The sequence below is a fragment of the Thermotoga sp. 2812B genome (genome assembly GCF_000789335.1).
Lineage (GTDB): Bacteria > Thermotogota > Thermotogae > Thermotogales > Thermotogaceae > Thermotoga > Thermotoga maritima.
In genome coordinates this window covers 1,297,312-1,315,327 of sequence record NZ_CP003408.1, presented here as the reverse complement: position 1 = coordinate 1,315,327, position 18,016 = coordinate 1,297,312, and the positions used below count along the sequence as shown (strand labels likewise).

Annotated in this window: 17 protein-coding genes; 10 read left to right on the top strand and 7 right to left on the bottom strand. The window is 45.6% G+C overall.

From position 1 onward, the window contains the following. Positions 1–9: 9 nt before the first annotated feature. The 6 genes from T2812B_RS06675 to tsaE are packed head-to-tail and all read right to left on the bottom strand — an operon-like array spanning position 10 to position 7,506. Positions 10–630, bottom strand: coding sequence for a HEAT repeat domain-containing protein (locus T2812B_RS06675; RefSeq protein ID WP_008194934.1), 621 nt, complete (start codon positions 628–630; stop codon positions 10–12). Then, complete coding sequence (locus T2812B_RS06670) at positions 623–3,181, bottom strand: AAA family ATPase (RefSeq protein WP_008194932.1); 2,559 nt, start codon at positions 3,179–3,181, stop codon at positions 623–625. Before T2812B_RS06670 ends, T2812B_RS06675 begins: the two co-directional genes overlap by 8 nt. Then, positions 3,171–4,328 (bottom strand): exonuclease SbcCD subunit D, encoded by a 1,158-nt coding sequence (locus tag T2812B_RS06665; RefSeq protein ID WP_081501983.1) that lies wholly within the window; start codon positions 4,326–4,328, stop codon positions 3,171–3,173. Before T2812B_RS06665 ends, T2812B_RS06670 begins: the two co-directional genes overlap by 11 nt. After that, on the bottom strand, positions 4,321–4,707 hold the full coding sequence (locus T2812B_RS06660) for a hypothetical protein (protein WP_008194927.1): 387 nt from the start codon (positions 4,705–4,707) through the stop codon (positions 4,321–4,323). Before T2812B_RS06660 ends, T2812B_RS06665 begins: the two co-directional genes overlap by 8 nt. Next, positions 4,704–7,067, bottom strand: coding sequence for an endopeptidase La (gene lon, locus T2812B_RS06655; protein ID WP_008194925.1), 2,364 nt, complete (start codon positions 7,065–7,067; stop codon positions 4,704–4,706). Before lon ends, T2812B_RS06660 begins: the two co-directional genes overlap by 4 nt. Continuing rightward, positions 7,021–7,506 carry a tRNA (adenosine(37)-N6)-threonylcarbamoyltransferase complex ATPase subunit type 1 TsaE gene (gene tsaE, locus T2812B_RS06650; protein ID WP_008194924.1) on the bottom strand — a complete coding sequence of 162 codons (486 nt, stop codon included), beginning with the start codon at positions 7,504–7,506 and terminating at the stop codon, positions 7,021–7,023. The genes lon and tsaE overlap by 47 nt, the downstream gene beginning before the upstream one ends. A 62-nt stretch (positions 7,507–7,568) precedes the next feature. Here tsaE and T2812B_RS06645 point away from each other — a divergent pair, with 62 nt between their 5' ends. Genes T2812B_RS06645 through T2812B_RS06615 form a run of 7 tightly spaced genes read left to right on the top strand, consistent with a single transcriptional unit; the run spans position 7,569 to position 12,591 of the window. Next, positions 7,569–8,354 (top strand): DUF72 domain-containing protein, encoded by a 786-nt coding sequence (locus T2812B_RS06645; RefSeq protein ID WP_008194921.1) that lies wholly within the window; start codon positions 7,569–7,571, stop codon positions 8,352–8,354. Further along, positions 8,351–8,653, top strand: a complete 303-nt coding sequence (locus T2812B_RS06640; protein WP_008194919.1) for a hypothetical protein — start codon at positions 8,351–8,353, stop codon at positions 8,651–8,653. The genes T2812B_RS06645 and T2812B_RS06640 overlap by 4 nt, the downstream gene beginning before the upstream one ends. An 11-nt stretch (positions 8,654–8,664) precedes the next feature. After that, complete coding sequence (glmU, locus tag T2812B_RS06635) at positions 8,665–10,002, top strand: bifunctional UDP-N-acetylglucosamine diphosphorylase/glucosamine-1-phosphate N-acetyltransferase GlmU (protein ID WP_008194917.1); 1,338 nt, start codon at positions 8,665–8,667, stop codon at positions 10,000–10,002. Position 10,003: 1 nt separating this feature from the next. After that, the gene (locus T2812B_RS06630; RefSeq protein WP_008194916.1) at positions 10,004–10,951 is read left to right on the top strand and encodes a ribose-phosphate pyrophosphokinase; all 948 of its coding nucleotides are present in this window, start codon (positions 10,004–10,006) and stop codon (positions 10,949–10,951) included. A gap of 30 nt (positions 10,952–10,981) precedes the next feature. Continuing rightward, positions 10,982–11,629, top strand: a complete 648-nt coding sequence (locus T2812B_RS06625; protein ID WP_008194913.1) for a 50S ribosomal protein L25 — start codon at positions 10,982–10,984, stop codon at positions 11,627–11,629. A gap of 3 nt (positions 11,630–11,632) precedes the next feature. Beyond that, positions 11,633–12,193, top strand: a complete 561-nt coding sequence (gene pth, locus T2812B_RS06620; protein WP_008194911.1) for an aminoacyl-tRNA hydrolase — start codon at positions 11,633–11,635, stop codon at positions 12,191–12,193. Beyond that, positions 12,190–12,591, top strand: a complete 402-nt coding sequence (locus T2812B_RS06615; protein WP_008194909.1) for a UvrB/UvrC motif-containing protein — start codon at positions 12,190–12,192, stop codon at positions 12,589–12,591. The genes pth and T2812B_RS06615 overlap by 4 nt, the downstream gene beginning before the upstream one ends. Before the next feature lie 22 nt (positions 12,592–12,613). Here the strand turns inward: T2812B_RS06615 and T2812B_RS06610 are convergent, their stop codons facing one another. After that, positions 12,614–14,971, bottom strand: coding sequence for a glycoside hydrolase family 2 protein (locus T2812B_RS06610; protein WP_008194907.1), 2,358 nt, complete (start codon positions 14,969–14,971; stop codon positions 12,614–12,616). A 97-nt stretch (positions 14,972–15,068) separates the two neighbouring features. Here T2812B_RS06610 and lepA point away from each other — a divergent pair, with 97 nt between their 5' ends. From lepA to T2812B_RS06595, 3 genes are read left to right on the top strand one after another with little or no spacing between them, the layout of a single operon-like run. Continuing rightward, positions 15,069–16,886: a translation elongation factor 4 gene (gene lepA / locus T2812B_RS06605; protein ID WP_008194905.1), complete on the top strand. Its 1,818-nt coding sequence runs from the start codon at positions 15,069–15,071 to the stop codon at positions 16,884–16,886. Beyond that, complete coding sequence (locus tag T2812B_RS06600) at positions 16,883–17,347, top strand: DUF3242 domain-containing protein (protein ID WP_008194903.1); 465 nt, start codon at positions 16,883–16,885, stop codon at positions 17,345–17,347. Before lepA ends, T2812B_RS06600 begins: the two co-directional genes overlap by 4 nt. Then, the gene (locus tag T2812B_RS06595) at positions 17,344–18,012 is read left to right on the top strand and encodes a glycerophosphodiester phosphodiesterase family protein (RefSeq protein ID WP_008194900.1); all 669 of its coding nucleotides are present in this window, start codon (positions 17,344–17,346) and stop codon (positions 18,010–18,012) included. The genes T2812B_RS06600 and T2812B_RS06595 overlap by 4 nt, the downstream gene beginning before the upstream one ends. Positions 18,013–18,016 lie beyond the last annotated feature (4 nt).

Here is an 18,016-nt window from a genome sequence, read left to right as displayed (position 1 = left end):
CGACTACGACTATAATCCCAGCTCCTTTCTTTCCTCATCGGTCACATACTTAGAAAGCTCCGGTTTTCTGTACAGAATCATCTCCACTGCCCTTCTGAAAAACTCCTTCTGATCTTCCGAAAACTCTTTGTTCTTCAGAGCCTTCAGGAGGATTCTCAGGGATCTCTCCGTTGGAATGTTGGCAAGCACCATCGCCACTTGTTCGCAAAGTTCCTTTCTGTAGGCATCCTCGAACATCAGGTATTCCAACTCTGGCAGGAAGACTTCCCCTTCACCTATTTTAGCGAGCGCTTCGTATATGATGAGAAGTGCTTCTTCTGAGTCGTATTTTTCCATGAGTTCGTAGAGAACGTTTTTCATTCTTTTTTCACCTAGATCTCCGAGTATATCGATTATGTAGAGATTCGTGATGTCGTTCTTCTCGAAACCTCTTTCCCTTCTCTTTTGAATTTCGTTGAAGAGAAACTCCCTTGCCCGATCACCGAGTCTGTAGAACACTTCAGAGACGATTTCTTTCACTTCCGGGTCTTCGTCCTCCAGAAGCTCAAGCAGTTTCGGAAACGCTTCCTCTCCCTTTTCACTCACGATTCTCTCTATCAGTTCCTCTTTCTTTCTCCTTTCGTCACTCATTCACCACAACTCCTCCCATTATTCTCAGTTTCCTGTCGAAAGCCTCCGAGAACTCCTTGTCATGCGTGATGAAAACGATCACCTTGTTCAATCTTTCAAGTTCCTTCAAAACGGAAGCGATCTTCTCTTTGTTCTCCGTGTCGAGACTGGAAAATCCTTCATCGATGAAGAACGCGTCCAGTCTGCCGGAGGCTACCTCCGCAAGGGACATGGCAAGAGATATGGAAATGAGAGCTCTTTCTCCACCGGAAAGTCCCCTCGCTGGTCTTTCGATACCCCAATCTTTTATGATGAAACCACCTTTTTCGTCGTCAAAATCTATGTCGAACCTTCCGTTCGTCAGAATGTCGAGATATGCCCTCGTTCTTTTCAGGACCGCTTCGAGAACTCTCCCTGTGAAGTATCTCGAGAAGTTACTTTTATCGAACAGATACTTCCTCAGAAGATCCAGATTGTTGTATTCATCGCTCAGTTCTTCCAATTTCTTCTCCAGACTCTTCAACTCTTGCTCTCTTCTGAGTGTTTCTTCGATGAGATGATTGAGCCGTCCTTCTTTTCTCTCAAAATCCGATATTTCCTGTGAGAGAGCTTCCAGTTGATTTCGAACCCTTTCGTAATCTTCACTCACATCTCGAACATTCTCTGATTCGAGCTCTTTCAAGCTTTCCTCAAGAAGCCTGATCTCCGTCTCTACAATTCCCAATTCTTTTTCCGCGTCCTTTACTTCCTCTTTGACGAGGATTCTGAACTCTTCGAAGCCGATTCCTATCTCCCTTAAACGATCGAAGAAATCTCTTTTCAACTGGTCGATCTCTTCGCGCTGTTCCTTCAGAGTTTTCCTTTTGGCTTCGATCTCTTCTTTTATTTCTTCCATCTGGTTTTCGATCTGCGAGATCTGAACACCAGCCGCTGTGATCTTCTGGGAAATAGAATGCCTCTCTTCTTCTATTTTTCTGAGCTTTTTTCTTTTTTCATCCAGTTTTTCCTCCAGATCTTCCGAATAACCCAATCTGTGCAGTTCTTCGTCAATTTTTTCAATCTGATTTCGAATGCTCTTCAGATTTTTCTTCCCTTCTTCGATTTTCATCAGAAAATCCTCTATGAGGCTGGAAAGGCTTTTCTTTCTCTCTTTCAGAACGTTCAAGGTGTTTTCCAGTTCGCTTCTTTTTTGATCGAGCTTCTCGAATTCATCGACATTGAATTCGACGGCTTCCATTTTTCCATGGAACACTCCACCGCATACAGGGCAGGTGTCACCTTCGTTCAGACTGGAAGCTATCTGATAGGCCAGCCATTTCATGTGGTCTTTCTTCAAAACTGAGAGTTCACCGAGCAGTTTTTCCAGCTCATCCTTCGTTTCATTCTCTGTCTTTTCAATCGAAAGCAATTCTTTTTCTCTCTTTTCTTTTTCTCCAACGAGTCTTCTGATCTCTTCCTCGAGCCTCGTGAGATTTTCTTTCAATCTTATTCTTTGCTCAAGAAACGGCCGAGAGACCTTCAAGACCTTTTCAAGAAGATCCAGTTCTTCGTTAAGATTTTCTGCCATCTCCTCCAGCTTGGAAAGTCTTTCCCTGTGAACAGGGATTTCTTTTGAGATCGCTTCCTTTTTCTTTTCGAGTTCTTTGTATCTCTCTTCCCTGCTGTTCAGCTCCTGTGAGAGCCTCTCAAATTCCCTCTGTCTGAGGTAGAGTTCTCGAAAGAGCGGCTCCAGTTCTTTCGCTTTTTTCACCTTCTGTTCGTGGACCACTTCTTTTTGCAATTCGTTCTTTCTCAGAGAAAGCACCTTGAGCCTCTCTTTCTTTTTCACGAGTTCCCGATATTTTTCAAGAAGCCTCTTGAGCTGCTCTTCTTCTTTCTGGAGTTCTTCTCTTTTTTTGAGAAGTTCTTTCTTTTTCTCCGAGACGGTTTTCAGCTCGCTCTTCAGAACTTCCAGATCGTTCTCTTCCAGATACTTCCAGCTGGCGGCGTAGAGAGCTTGCAGGGAGGATATCCCGTTCTCCAACTTTTTCATCTTCTCTTTGAGGAGTTTTTCCAGCTTTTCAAGTGTTTCTTTACTTTGAAAAACATCGGAGATGATCTCGGTGATCTCCGATGGAGGAGAAGTCAAAAGCTTGTCTATTTCCCCCTGTGGGAGGAAAACCGTTCTTATGAAGGTTCTGTGTTCTATTCCCAGAATTTTTTCCACTTCCTGCTTAACACTGGTAGGTTTTGCAGCTATGGCCGCTTTTTTTCCATTTTCCAGTATCTCGGAGAGCTTCGCGTTGTGTTTTCTCTGCAGGGCATTTATCTCTCTTATGATTTCGTATCTTTTCCCTCCACGTTCGAATTGAAACACGAGGCGGGCAGTTCCATCGACGGCGTTCCTGTTCACGTAATCGTACGAGTTGGAATACCTTATCCCGTTCCCGAAAAGTGCGAAAGAAATGGCTTCGAAGAGGGACGATTTCCCGGCACCGTTCGGACCCTCTACAACCGTTATTCCGCTCTGGAATTCTATATCGACGTTTTTCAGTCCGAGAAAGTTTCTAACGGTAAGTCTTTCAGGCCTCACTCTTTTTCACCTCATCGAGAAGCTCATCCAGGATTTTCAACAGCTTTTCGTGGTTTTCTTCTCTCTTCTTCAAATACTCCTTGAAGAGTTCGAAATAATCAAGTTTGTCCAGCTCTTCTTTGAACTCTTCCGGGCTTTCTCGAAGCACCTCTTCTATCTCTCTTTTTGACTTTCTCTCTATTTTCACCAGATTATCTATCTCTCCCATCAGGTCGGGAAGAATACCGGAGTCTTCTTCATAAACCACCCTCACGTAACCAGGAAAATTCCTGCAGAAATCCCTTATGCTTTTCAAGGCAGAGGTGTCTATCTTTTTGTAGTAGAGAGTTTTCAACGGAAGAGGGACAACGTCTATTCTTTCATACCTGGGCGGTTCTCCTCTTTTCAGCTCAACAAAGACCGCTCCCTTTTCGTCCGCTTCTTCTCCGAAATCTATCCTTATGAGAGAGCCAGGATATATGGTGAGAGGTTGCTTCTGAATCTCTCGGAAACTATGAATGTGCCCGAGCGCAGCGTAATCAACCACCGACGGAATCAACGCTCTGTTTATGATGATCTCTCTTCCTTGCTCGATTCCAGCGTAACCCGCGAGCCCTTCAACAGTGAAGTGACCCATGAAGATAGCGAAATCTTCCTTCTTCAGCGCTTCTTCGTAAAGTTTATTGAGTCTGGATTCGAGGAAGAACCGGAAGTCTCCCTCGTTTTTTCTCAAAGCTTCCGACTCGTCAGGATATGGAAAGGGAAGAATTCTCACCTTCTGGCCCCGTTTGGCTTCTACATCCACAGGTTCGAAAGACATGACAAAGGTTATGTCGCTCGAGATCGATGTTACAAAGTTTCCAAAGAGTTTCAAACCCTTCCAATCGTGGTTTCCTGGAAGTACAACCACAGGCGCTGTTCTCATCATCCTCTTCAGATAATCCAGAAGATCGTGCAGAGCGACGACTGAGGGATTGTTCCTCGAGTGAAGAAGATCACCCGTTAAAAGAATCAGATCGACCTCTCTCTTTTCGGCTTCTTCGACCACTTTATCGAGCGCTTTCTTCAGTTCTTCACGTCTATCTACTGGTCGCGAGCTGGTCCACGAGGTGACACCGAGGTGCCAGTCGGATGTGTGGAGTATTTTGAGCTCCTTCAAATCAATCACCCACCAGCTTTTTCCTGCATTCTTCCAGATAAAAACTGGCTATTTTCTTTATCTCCTCGTTGTCAGAGAGATTCAAAGCTTTCTCAAAGAAAACAAGGGCTTCTCCATAGTTGGCAGTCTCGAACAGATCCTTTCCTTCAGCGATGAGAGACCGGGCCTTCTTCTCTTTCAGAAGTTCCATTCCTTCTATTTTCAATCCCTCTTTCTTCACGTAGTTTTCAAAATTCTCATAATCGGAGAAAATGTAAAGCTCGTATGCTTTCAACGTTTTTTCCATACGGGTGAGCTTCACGGCAAGATTCCTGTAGGAAAAATATGTGAGCATAAAAAGAACCGCGAAGACTGTCAGAATGATCACGTAGAATATGTCTCTCTTCACCTCACAATGGCCTCCTTGAGAACTTCCTGTATTTCACTACAGTAAACGATCTCCATTCCGTTCAGATATTCCTTCGGTATCTTTTCCACGTCTGGTCTGTTTCTCGAAGGAAGGATCACTTTCTTTATGCCGGCTCTCTTTGCCGCGAGCAATTTCTCTCTTATCCCTCCCACCGGGAGTATTTTACCTCTCAATGTGATCTCACCTGTCATGGCTACATCCCTTCTGACTTTCTTGCCGGTGACGGCAGAGTACAGGGCCACCGTGATCGTTATGCCAGCGGAGGGACCATCCTTTGGAACGGCTCCTTCTGGAACGTGGATGTGGATGTCGTTCTTCTCGAAGACCTCTCTGCATTCTTCTCCACACATCTTTCTGACCACACTGAGGGCTATTCTGGCAGATTCTTTCATCACGTCACCCATGTTTCCTGTTAAAATGAGGTTGCCTTTTCCGGGGACCAGCAGACTCTCTACGATGAGAACACTTCCACCAACTGGAGTCCAGGCAAGACCTGTGACCGCTCCCACTGTGTCTTCTTCCAAAATCTCCTCCTCCCTGAAAACAGGAGGCCCGAGCAGTTCTTCGACATCTTTAGTAGTTATTTTGAAAGACTTCTTCTCGCCCTTCACAAGACTTTTTCTTATCACCTTTTCTATGACTCTCTCGAGATTTCTCACACCCGCTTCTTTTGTGTACTCCCTGATGATCTTTTTGATCGCTCCAGGAGTAAACATCACCTTTGACAGACCATAAGCCTGTGCAATCTTCGGTATTATGTAGTCCCTGGCTATGTGGTACTTCTCTGGATCCGAGTACCCGGGTATCTCTATGATCTCCATTCTGTCCCTCAGTGCGGGAGGAATGGTGTGGAGCACGTTCGCGGTTGTGATGAACAGCACCTGAGAGAGATCGAAGGGTACTTCGAGATAGTGATCGACGAAATCCTTGTTCTGCTCGGGATCGAGAACTTCGAGCAGAGCAGACGCCGGATCGCCCTGAAAACTGATCCCCATCTTGTCCACTTCGTCGAGCAGAATAACAGGATTCTTCGTTCCCAGCCTTCTTATGATCTGTATGATCCTTCCCGGAAGCGCACCCACATAAGTACGCCTGTGTCCCTTTATTTCCGCCTCGTCTCTGAGGCCTCCAAGGGACATTCTTCCGAACTTCCTTCCCATCGCTTCCGCTATGGTTCTGCCGAGCGACGTCTTCCCCACTCCCGGAGGTCCCACAAGACAGAGAATGGGAGCCTTGAGATTCTTTGAAAACTTCCTGGCCACAAGATACTCCAGTATTCTCTCCTTGACCTCTTCGAGCCCGTAATGGTTCTTATCCAGGATCTTCCTCGCTTCTTTTATGTCGAGTCTATCCTCGGTGGCAGTGCTCCATGGAAGGTTCAGAAGCCAGTCAAGATAGGTCCTGACAACCGTCGCCTCGGCGCTGTAGGGCGACATCTTCTCGAGCCTCTGAATCTCTTTGTAGGCCTTTTCCTTCACGTAGTCCGGGTAATCACCTTTTTCTACCTTCTCGTAGAGCTCCTTGATCTCCAGCTCCTCTTCCACTCCGAGTTCTTCTTTTATAGCTCTGAGCTTTTCGCGGAGCACGTATTCTCTCTGGGTCTTCTCTATTCTGTCCTTCACCTTTTTCTCAATTTCTTCTTCTATCTCGAGAATCTCGATTTCCTTCACCAGTATTGAGAGTATCTTCTCGAGACGCTCAAGCGGATGAATCGTCTCGAGGAGTTCCTGCTTCGTCTCCAGAGGAACGGGAAGAATCGAAGCAACGAAGTCTGCGAGCTTGTCCGGATCCTGCATTTCTTTAAGGGTAACGAGCGTCTCCTGAGGAAACCTGTGGGTCAGATTGAAATATCTGACTGCCTTGTCTTTGACGCTTCTCATAAGTGCTTCGAGTTTCTTCGTTTTTCTGTATTTCACCTTCAGTATTTTTATCTTCGTGAGAAAGAAAGGATCAGTTGAGACGAATTCCTCGATTTGAGCTCTCTCCAGCCCTTCCACGAGCACCTTGAACGTGTCATCTGGAAGCTTCATTATCTGAAGCACCTTCACAACCGTTCCCACTTTGTAGAGATCTTCCGGTTCTGGTGTCTCAACGGATGGATCTTTCTGATTGACCACCAGAAGAAGTCTGTTGTACTTTTCCATGGCTTCTTCGAGCGCTATGAGAGATGCGGTTCTTCCCACGTAAAAAGGAACAACGGTGTTTGGAAAAACTCCCATCCCGTTTCTCAAAGGAATACACGGCAAGCTGTCAGGTATCTCCAGCTCTTTTTCCTGCTGACTGGCGTATTTCTCAAGTATTTTGAAGCTCTTTTCGGTATCTTTCGATTTTTTCGACAAGAAAGTTCACCTCCTCGGGTATAAGGATCTCCACGTTTCTGTGACTCTCGTCTGCTATCTCTATCTTCACCTTTATCGAGTCTTCAGGCCAGAATCCATCGAACAGATCTCCCCATTCTACCACCATGATTCCGTCTTCGTCCTCCAGTATATCTTCAACATCGAGACTGAGAAAGTCCGTGTCTTGAAGTCTGTAAAGATCGAGGTGGTATATTGTTTTCAAACCTGGATAAACATTCATGAGGGTGAAAGTTGGACTCTTCACCATTTTTTCATCGAGACCTATCGCTCCGATCATACCCTTCACAAACGTTGTTTTTCCAGCTCCGAGATTTCCGGAGAGTATCACCACCTCTCCGCCCTTGAGATTCTCAGTGAGAATTTTTGCGAGTCTTTTCAACTGTTCTTCGGTCAAATTTTCAAACCGTAAATGTCTCATTTTCTGTTCCTCCACAGTGTTGTACAATACATATTGAATCCCTCCGGAAGGAGACACAGCGAATGGTTTACGTGGGAACAAGCGGTTTTTCCTTTGAAGACTGGAAGGGAGTGGTGTACCCCGAACATTTGAAACCTTCCCAGTTCCTGAAGTACTACTGGGCGGTGCTTGGATTCAGAATCGTGGAACTCAATTTCACTTATTACACACAACCATCGTGGCGTTCCTTTGTTCAGATGTTGAGAAAGACCCCTCCCGATTTCTATTTTACCGTAAAGACCCCAGGAAGCGTCACACACGTTCTCTGGAAAGAGGGAAAAGATCCGAAAGAGGACATGGAAAATTTCACACGTCAAATAGAGCCTCTAATAGAAGAACAAAGACTAAAGATGACTTTAGCACAGTTCCCATTTTCTTTCAAATTCTCCAGAAAAAACGTGGAATATCTTGAAAAACTGAGAGAAAGCTACCCGCACGAACTCGCTGTGGAGTTCAGACACTACTCCTGGGACAGAGAAGAAACATATGAATTCTTGAGAAATCATGGTATAACCTTTGTAGTGGTGGACGAACCGAAGCTTCCCGGATTGTTCCCTTATCGACCCATAACAACAACTGATTACGCCTACTTCAGATTTCATGGAAGGAACGAAAGATGGTTCGAGGCTGAAGGGGAAGAAAGGTACGATTACCTCTACAGCGAGGAAGAACTGAAAACTCTTTTTGAAGATGTTGTAGAACTTTCACGAAGAGTGAAGGAAACTTATGTCTTCTTCAACAACTGTTACAAAGGTCAGGCGGCAATAAACGCCTTGCAGTTCAAGAAGATGCTGGAGGAGAGAGTGTGAGCGTTCTGGATGAGATTCTCAGTGTTCTCGAAGAAACCCAGGAAGATCTCTTTGATCTTGTCGGAAAACACATACACCAGCTCAGAAAGAAGTATTCAGACGCAGAAATAAACGAAGCGCTCCGGATGATACTGTTTGCCATGGAGATTTCTCAGAAACCCATAATCCACCGTGTTTTTGAAGATTATCCGAGAGAAAAAAGGATTTTCGTGGAGGAAGATCTGACCAGAGAGGAAATAGAACTCTTCCTGAAAGGGGAAATGAACGAGCTCGATCTTGAAAAGAGAAACTGGTTTTAAGAGGTGAAAGTATGAGAGCCCTCGTTCTCGCAGCGGGAAAGGGTACAAGGATGAAATCAAAGATTCCAAAAGTGTTACACCCACTCTCTGGAAGGCCCATGATAGAGTGGGTGATCGAAACAGCCGGGAAAGTGGCACAAAAGGTTGGTGTTGTCCTCGGTTTTGAAGCGGAATTGGTCAGAAAAGCTCTTCCGGAATGGGTAGATGTATTCGTTCAGGAGGAACAGCTGGGCACCGCACACGCCGTGATGTGTGCAAAAGATTTCATCGAACCGGGAGATGACGTTTTGATCCTCTACGGGGACGTTCCTCTCATAAGCGAAAACACCTTGAAAAGAATGATCGAAGAACACAGAAAAGGTGCAGATGTGACCATCTTGGTGGCTGACCTCGAAGACCCATCCGGGTACGGTAGAGTCATACAAGACGGGGACAAATACAGAATAATAGAAGACGCAGACCTGCCAGAAGAACTGAAAAGTGTAACAACAATCAACACCGGATTTTACGTGTTCTCCGGTGATTTTCTTTTAAGAGCACTCCCGGAGATAAAGAACGAGAACGCGAAAGGAGAGTACTATCTCACGGATGCGGTCAATTTCGCTGAAAAAGTGAGGGTTGTGAAAACTGATGATCTGCTCGAAATAACGGGAGTGAACACCAGAAAGACTCTTGTCTGGCTCGAGGAACAGCTCAGAATGAGAAAAATAGAAGAGCTTTTGGAAAACGGTGTTACCATCTTAGATCCAGCCACCACCTACATTCACTACTCTGTCGAAATCGGCATGGATACAGTCATTCATCCCATGACTTTCATAGAAGGCAGGACCCGCGTGGGAGAAAACTGTGAGATAGGACCCATGACGAGAATAGTCGACTGTGAGATAGGAAACAACGTGAAAATCACAAGATCCGAATGCTTCAAGAGTGTGATAGAAGACGATGTTTCCGTTGGTCCATTTGCGAGGCTGAGAGAAGGAACGATTTTGAAGAAATCTTCAAAAATTGGAAACTTCGTTGAAATCAAAAAAAGTACAATTGGAGAGGGAACCAAGGCTCAACACCTCAGTTACATAGGAGACGCGTTCGTCGGAAAAAATGTGAACGTAGGCGCAGGGACAATCACCTGTAATTACGATGGTAAGAAAAAGAATCCCACCTTCATTGAAGATGGAGCATTCATAGGAAGCAACTCATCTCTGGTGGCACCCGTTCGTATTGGAGAAGGAGCTCTGATAGGAGCGGGATCGGTAATAACAGAGGATGTTCCACCGTATTCCCTCGGTCTGGGTAGAGCGAGGCAGGTTGTGAAAGAAGGGTGGGTATTGAAAAAGCGAAAGGAGGAATGATATGTCTTTCTCAAACGAAATGAAAGTTTTTTCTGGGAACGCCAACAGACCTCTGGCTGAGAAGATAGCGAATTACCTCAACCTTCAACTCGGTGACTGTGAGGTCGGAAGATTCGCCGACGGAGAGATAAACGTCCGCATAAACGAAACAGTGAGGGGACACGATATCTTTCTCATTCAGCCCACCTCACCTCCGGTGAACGAAAACCTCATGGAACTTCTCATAATGATCGACGCGTTCAAGCGGGCATCAGCCAACACCATTGCCGTCGTGATTCCCTACTACGGATACGCGAGACAGGATAGGAAGGCAAAGGGAAGAGATCCCATCAGTGCCAAGCTGGTTGCAAACCTCATCACCGTGGCTGGAGCAACCCGCGTTCTGACGGTGGATCTCCACGCGGAACAGATACAGGGGTTCTTCGACATTCCCGTTGACAATCTCTGGAGCTACCCCGTCTTCGCGGAAGAACTTCTTAAAAGAGAAAACATCGTTCCTGAGGAAACAGTGGTTGTGTCACCAGATGTTGGTGGTGTGAGAAGGGCAAGAAGAATGGCTGAAAGGTTGAAAACTTCTCTTGCAATTCTCGATAAAAGAAGACCAAGCGACAACGTCGCGGAAGTGGTCAACATAATAGGAGAGGTTAAAGATAAAGTGGTTATTATGTTCGATGATATAATAGATACTGCTCACTCTATAGTGAAGGGTGCAGAAGCATTGAAAAACGCGGGTGCAAAGAAGATCATAGCCTGTGCAACGCACGGTGTCTTTTCCGATAGAGCTCTGGAAAGAATAGAAAACTCCTCGATAGACACTGTGTACATAACCGACACGATATATCACGAGAATCTTCCAGAAAAGGTTAAGGTGATCTCGGTAGCGAATCTCATAGGAGAAGCCATCATGCGAATAAGGAAACATCTGTCTGTGAGCACACTCTTCAGATGACAATGCGAAGACCTACGGGAGGGAGAAAAGATGGTAAGTCTGGAAGCAAGAGTGAGAGAAGTGAAGGGAAAAAGAGAAGCGAGGCGTCTTAGAAGAAGAGGAGAAGTACCAGCGGTAGTGTACGGACCAGCAACTGAACCTATACCAGTGAAAATCAAAAGATCGGTCCTCGAGAAGTTATTCCACACCATATCCGAAGCAACTCCAATTCAATTGATAATCAAAGACGATCAGGGAAACACGATGGCGGAAAAAACCGTGTTTCTCAAGATGGTTCAGAGGGACAAGGTCTCCGAAACGGTCGTTCACCTCGACTTCTATGAACCAACAAAGGGCCACAGAATGAGGATCAATGTGCCTCTCAAAGTTGTTGGAAAACCCGTCGGTGTTGAAAAGGGCGGATTCCTCGAAGTGTTCCATGAAGAGATACCTGTTGAAACCGATCCCGACAAAGTCCCACAGGAAATAGAAGTGGACGTCTCCTCTCTCGATCTCGGCGACGTGATTCATGCAAAAGATCTGAAACTCCCAGAAGGTGTCAAGTGCCTTCTCGAAGAAGAAGAGGCAGTTGTTTCCGTACTCGTTCCGAAAGAAGTGGCGATCGAAGAGGCCACGGAAGAAGAGGAAGAAGCTGCAGAACCTGAAGTTATAAAGAGAAAGGAAGAGGAAGAGGAATAACGCATGGTTGTTGTTGGTCTGGGGAATCCAGGCCCACGTTATGCCTTCACCCGGCATAACGTGGGTTTTCTGTTTCTAGACTTTTTGAAAAATAAAGACTGGAAAACTGAAAAATATTTTGCATGGAGCAGAATCAAGCTGGCCGGAAACGACGTGGCGTTGGTGAAACCATTGACCTATATGAACCTCAGCGGTTTGGCGATGCCCCACGTTTTGAAATTCTTCAATGCCAGTCTTGATGATATAATAGTGGTGTACGATGACGTGAGTTTGAAACTCGGAAAGATCCGCATCAGAAAGAAAGGTTCCGACGGTGGGCACAACGGTATGAAATCCATTATACAGGCGCTTGGAACACAGGAGATAAAACGTATAAGGGTAGGAATAGGCGATAAACCAGAAGGAATGGATCTTGTAGATTTCGTGCTGGGAGAATTCTCAGATGGGGAGTGGGTCATACTAAACAAAGTGTTTGAAATGATGAAAGAAGCCCTCGAGGTGATTCTCGTCGAAGGAATAGAAAAAGCAATGTCTATCTACAACTCTGTAGAGGTGAGAGTATGAAATGTTTGAAGTGCGGTCAGGAAACTTCAAAGTCATATAAAGTAGACTTTGACGGTGCGGAAAAAGAGATCTCATACTGTCAGAAGTGCCTGGTGGATGTTTTAAAAGAGAGTGTTCCCTTCAAAAACACTCCATTTCCTTCAGAGGATTCGATAAGAAGAAGCAAGAATCTTTCCTTGGACGGAGTGATGGTGGTTTTTGTGGAGACACCTTTGAAAATCCTTGAGAAAATGTTCGGAAAAATCTGGTCAGATCAGGAGAAAGAAAACTTTGAAAATGAAAGAAAAATCACTTTCCTCGAAAGAAAATTAAATGAGGCGATAAAGAACGAAGACTACAGGAAAGCCAATCGTTTGAAACAACTCATACTTCAAATCAAAAACAAAACAGTAAAATGAAAGCCCCCGAAGGGGCTTTTCGTCATCTCAGGTAATCGAACAGAGATTTCACTCCTCTCACTCCATCTGGTTTCTTTAGCGTGATGCTCCTTCCCGGTTCAAGGAACAGAAAATCGTCTTCAGGTACTTCATCAGAGAGAATCTTGACACCAAAAGCTGGCTTCTGCGCTGTCAGCTCTATGAGCTCTCCCATGTCCTCAAGTGAAATCTCCGGATCTGGGAGTTCCAGATCGCGCCACTTTCTGAAAACCCTGTAGTTCCTGTATTTAACCCCATCCGCTTCTGCCTCAACGAAGAAGAAAAGATCATCGGGTAGCTCTACTCTATCAACAGAACTCACGCCGTCTGCTGGGAGTACCGTTCTGTAAGTCTTTTCGAATACTTTTTCTCCCGTCTTCTCATAGGCCGCAAGCCTGAGAGAGACTTCTTTTGTCTCCCTCAGATCGCTCACCACCAGCAGTTCTATTTTGTTGTCTCTCCTTTTCAAAACGGGTAGAACTTCAGCGAAGAATCTCCTCGCATAGTAGTAGAGAGCTTTTGGCTTTTTGAAGTAATCAACTGCGGACCAGCTGAAGACCGGCCAGCTGTCGTTGAACTGCCAGAAGAGAGCGCCGGCCGTTTTGTACTTCCTGCTTCGCCAGTGTTCAACACCGAACTTGATCGCCTCCGCCTGGTTGAGCTGGGACAGATACACAAAACTGTCGAAATCTTTACACTTCCCAAAATTCCCGAATATGAACCTGATCAATCTTTCCTGTCCTTCCACCTGTTTGTTGTGCTTCAGCATGACGGGATGGAATATCTCTCTTTCCTCGGGTTTTGAAAAGAACTCTATCGTCTCTGGATGGGGAGCACCCTGAAATCCAAACTCACTGATGAACCTTCCGGTGTCTTTTTCGTAGTTTTCATAGTTCATCCAGCCACTCCACACGTACCAGACGTGCCTGTCTCCTTCCTTTTCGCTGTTCGCCTTTTCACCGCCGTATGGACTGGACGGCCAATAGGGAGTGGATGGGTCTTCTTCGGCACAGATCTCTGGAAAATCGAAGAGGTAGAGCCTGTTTCCGAGGTTGATACCATCCACTTTTCTGGCCATATTTCCCCATTCATCGAATCCCCAGTTGTTTTCGTTGTTTCCGCACCAGAGAACAATGGAAGGATGGTATCTGAGTTTTCTCACAATTTTTCTTGCCTCTTCGTTCGCGAGTTTTCTGAACCACGGAAGATGATCCGGATATTCAAGACACGCGTACATGAAATCCTGCCACACCATGATACCGAGTTCATCACAGAGTCTGTAGAAGATCTCTCTCTCGTAGATTCCTCCTCCCCATACCCTGAGCATGTTCATATTGGCACTCCTTGCCATTTTGACGAGCTTTTCGTAATCTTCGTCTTTCAACCACGTGAGGATGTTTTCTGAGGGAATCCAGTTGGCACCCTTCGCGAAGACTTTCTCACCGTTGATTTCGAATATGAAAGTTTTTCCTTCTTCATCGGGTTCCTGAACGATTCTGACTCTTCTCAAACCGATTTTCTTTTCTTCTCTGTAGATCTCTCCGTTTGAATCTTTCAATACGAAAACGAAATCGTACAGGTACGGTTCCCCCACGTTCCACGGATACCATAGTTTCACATCTTCCAGGTGGAACACTCCATCGAAGAGCTTTTCTCCGTTCTTTTCAAGAACAGGAAACTCCCCTATCTTTTCACCGTTCACATAAACTTCCACACTGAGATTTCCTTCCCCGTATACAAAGCCGTTCACCCTCACAAGAGCATCTTTCCCGTCAAGCTCCAGCAGACAAGCCGTTGAATCCTGAAGACGTGCCCTGTACACCTCGAGGTATACGGGTTTCCAGATACCGCTTGTAACGATTCTGGCACCCCAGTCCCATCCGTACGAATACTGGGCCTTTCTTATGTATCCTCTGATGGGATCTTCAGGACCGCCGAGGACCCCGTAGTTCTGCTCGAGAGTTTTCGGAACTCTGATGGGGGATTTTATGTACACCTTCAGGTGATTCTTTTCTTTCAACACGTTCGTGACATCGAAGCGATACTCGATGAACATGTCTTCGGTGCTTCCAAGATAAACACCGTTCAGATAAACATCCGACAGCGTGTCGACACCTTCAAAAACGAGATCGACACGTTCCCCCTCTTTCAAATCTTCTTTGAACGCGAACTCCCTCTCGTAGATCCACTCTCTGTCTTCTATTTCCTTGAAGAGATCTTCGTTCATCCCAACGTACGGGTGTGGAAGGAGACCTTCTCTGACCAGATCTGCCTGGACAACTCCTGGCACAGTCCCTTCAAACGAAAATTTCCCTTCGTTATCCCTAACACTCCAGAAACCGTTCAGGTCGATTCTTTTCACGTTATCACCTCCTCATGAATGTATATCACACTCTCTATGAAAAAACGAAATGGTAAAATTCAAAAGAGAGGTTAATTTTTCCGGAGGTGATCGAGGAGTGTACAGACCCGACCTGATCAGGAATATATGCATAATAGCGCATATCGATCATGGAAAGACAACCCTGGTGGACAGGATTCTTGAAATCACAAATACGGTGGACAGAAGAAAAATGAGAGAGCAGTACCTGGACATGATGGATATAGAGAGAGAAAGAGGAATTACCATAAAGGCCCAGCCGGTGAAAGTCATGTACACGGCAGAAGATGGAAACACCTATGAAATAAACATAATAGACACACCGGGACACGTGGATTTCTCTTACGAAGTGGGAAGGAGTATGGCGGCCTGTGAAGGTGCCATACTGCTCGTTGATGCAACGCAGGGAGTGGAAGCCCAGACGGTTGCCCACACCTACCTTGCCATAGAACATGATCTGGAGATAATTCCGGTGATCAACAAGATCGATCTTCCGAATGCAAACATAGAGGAAACTGCCCTTGAAATAAAGGACCTTCTCGGTGTAAGCGAAAACGAAATCTTGCTCGTCAGCGCCAAGGAAGGAACGGGTGTGAAAGAACTCCTCGAAGCCATCGTCAAAAGAGTTCCTCCTCCGAAGGGAGACATCAACGGCAAACTCAAGGCACTTATATTCGACGCAAAATACGACAACTACAAAGGTGTGATCGTACACGTTCGTCTCTTCGATGGTCAGGTGAAACCAGGTGATAAAATAATGACTTTCTCCAACAAAAAAGTCTACGAAGTCCAGGAAGTAGGAGTGTTTCTGCCGGAGATGGAACCGGTGGATTCACTCAGTGCGGGCGAAGTGGGATACATCATCGCAGGGATAAAAGAGGTGTCGGACGCGCGGGTGGGAGATACGATCACATCGGCGAACGATCCGGTAGATGAAGCTCTTCCGGGATACAGAGAGATAAAACCGATGGTCTTCGCCGGGATGTTTCCAGGGCTTCCCGAATACTACGAAGAACTCAGAAAAGCTCTCGAAAAGCTGAAACTCAACGATTCCGCACTGTATTTCGAACCCACGATGTCCCCAGCTATGGGTTTTGGCTTTCGATGTGGTTTTCTGGGACCTCTCCACATGGAAGTGGTGAGGGAAAGAATAGAGAGAGAGTTCGATCTCGCTGTCATTCTCACCGCACCGAACGTTAGATACAGGGTGAAGCTCAGAAACGGTGAGAAAATAGAGATCACGGATCCTTCCAAATTTCCCGATGAAGGCGAGATACTGGAAGCGTACGAACCGTACGTTGATCTTTCGATCATAACACCGAGCGAATACATCGGAGCGATAATAAATCTCGTTCAAAATGAAAAGAGAGGGGAACTCAGAATAACCGAGAATGCAGGAAAAAACCGCGTCATTCTAAAATTCGACGCTCCACTTGCCGAGATAATATACGATTTCTTCGATAAGATGAAAGCGGTGAGCAGAGGCTATGCCTCCATGGATTACGAGTTCAAAGAGTACAGAAAGAGCGATCTGGTGAAGGTTACCATACTCGTAAACAAAGAACCCGTCGACGCACTGTCGTTCATAGCACATCGCTCGAAAGCGTACCAGATAGCTCGAAAGATGGTGGATAAACTGAAAGATTTGATTCCACGACACCAGTTCCAGATTCCCATCCAAGCTAAGGCTGACGGCAGAATAATAGCAAGAGCGGACATAAAAGCCCTCAGAAAAGACGTTCTGGCAAAGTGTTACGGTGGAGATGTGACGAGGAAAATGAAACTTCTCGAAAAACAAAAGGAGGGTAAAAAGAAACTCAGGGAAATCGGACAGGTCACCATACCGCAGGAAGCGTTTCTTGCTCTTCTCAAAATAGGAGGGGAGGATGAAAAGTGAGGCGTTCTTTGTTTCTCGTTGTTGTACTCCTGATGCTTTCTTCATGCACGTTGATAAAAATAGTGGTACCACCGGAGGCCTATTCTCTGGATACAGCCATCTTCGTTCTGGAGACCAGAGATTACAGATTGTCGGATGTGAAGGAGATAGACAGTTATGGAGACGTGGAAATGAAGGGCAAAGTTGCGGTTTTTGAAACGGAGTATGGCCCTGTTTTCCTCTACGTCTACAAAGGCAAAGAAGCGAAGAAGATCTGGAAGAAATTGAACGGCAGAGCCGGGTTTGTGTCCATAAGAAGTGTTCTGGACCTGCCCAACATGGGAAAATTCTCCACAGTATCGAACGGAAAGAAGATCATCGCCTGGTGGAGAAAAAACTGGCTTTTCATCGTCGAAGGGAAAAACGGTGTAGAAGAATTTGTGAAGCACGTTTATAGAGTCTATGAGGAGATGAAACAGTGATCGTTCTGGGGCACAGGGGGTACTCTGCGAAATACCTTGAAAACACCCTCGAAGCGTTTATGAAAGCGGTGGAGGCAGGGGCAGATGGTGTGGAGCTGGACGTGAGACTGTCAAAAGATGGAGAAGTTGTTGTCTCACACGACGAAGATTTGAAAAGACTGTTTGGACTGGACGTGAAGATAAGAGATGCCACTGTGTCTGAGCTGAAAGAATTAACAGATGGAAAGATAACCACTTTGAAAGAAGTGTTCGAAAGCATTTCTGATGATAAAATAATTAACATCGAGATAAAAGAAAGGGAAGCGGCAGACGTCGTTCTGGAAATTTCGAAAAAAAGAAAGAATCTGATATTCTCTTCTTTCGATCTGGACCTGCTCGATGAGAAATTCAAGGGGACAAAATACGGCTATCTGATAGATGAAGAGAACTACGGAAGTATAGAAAACTTTGTCGAGAGAGTAGAAAAAGAACGTCCTTATTCGCTCCACGTACCGTACCAGGCGTTCGAATTAGAATACGCAGTAGAGGTTTTGAGAAGTTTCAGAAAAAAAGGAATCGTGATCTTTGTCTGGACGCTGAACGATCCGGAAATTTATCGAAAGATACGCAGAGAAATAGACGGGGTTATCACGGACGAAGTGGAACTCTTCGTGAAGTTGAGGTGAAAAG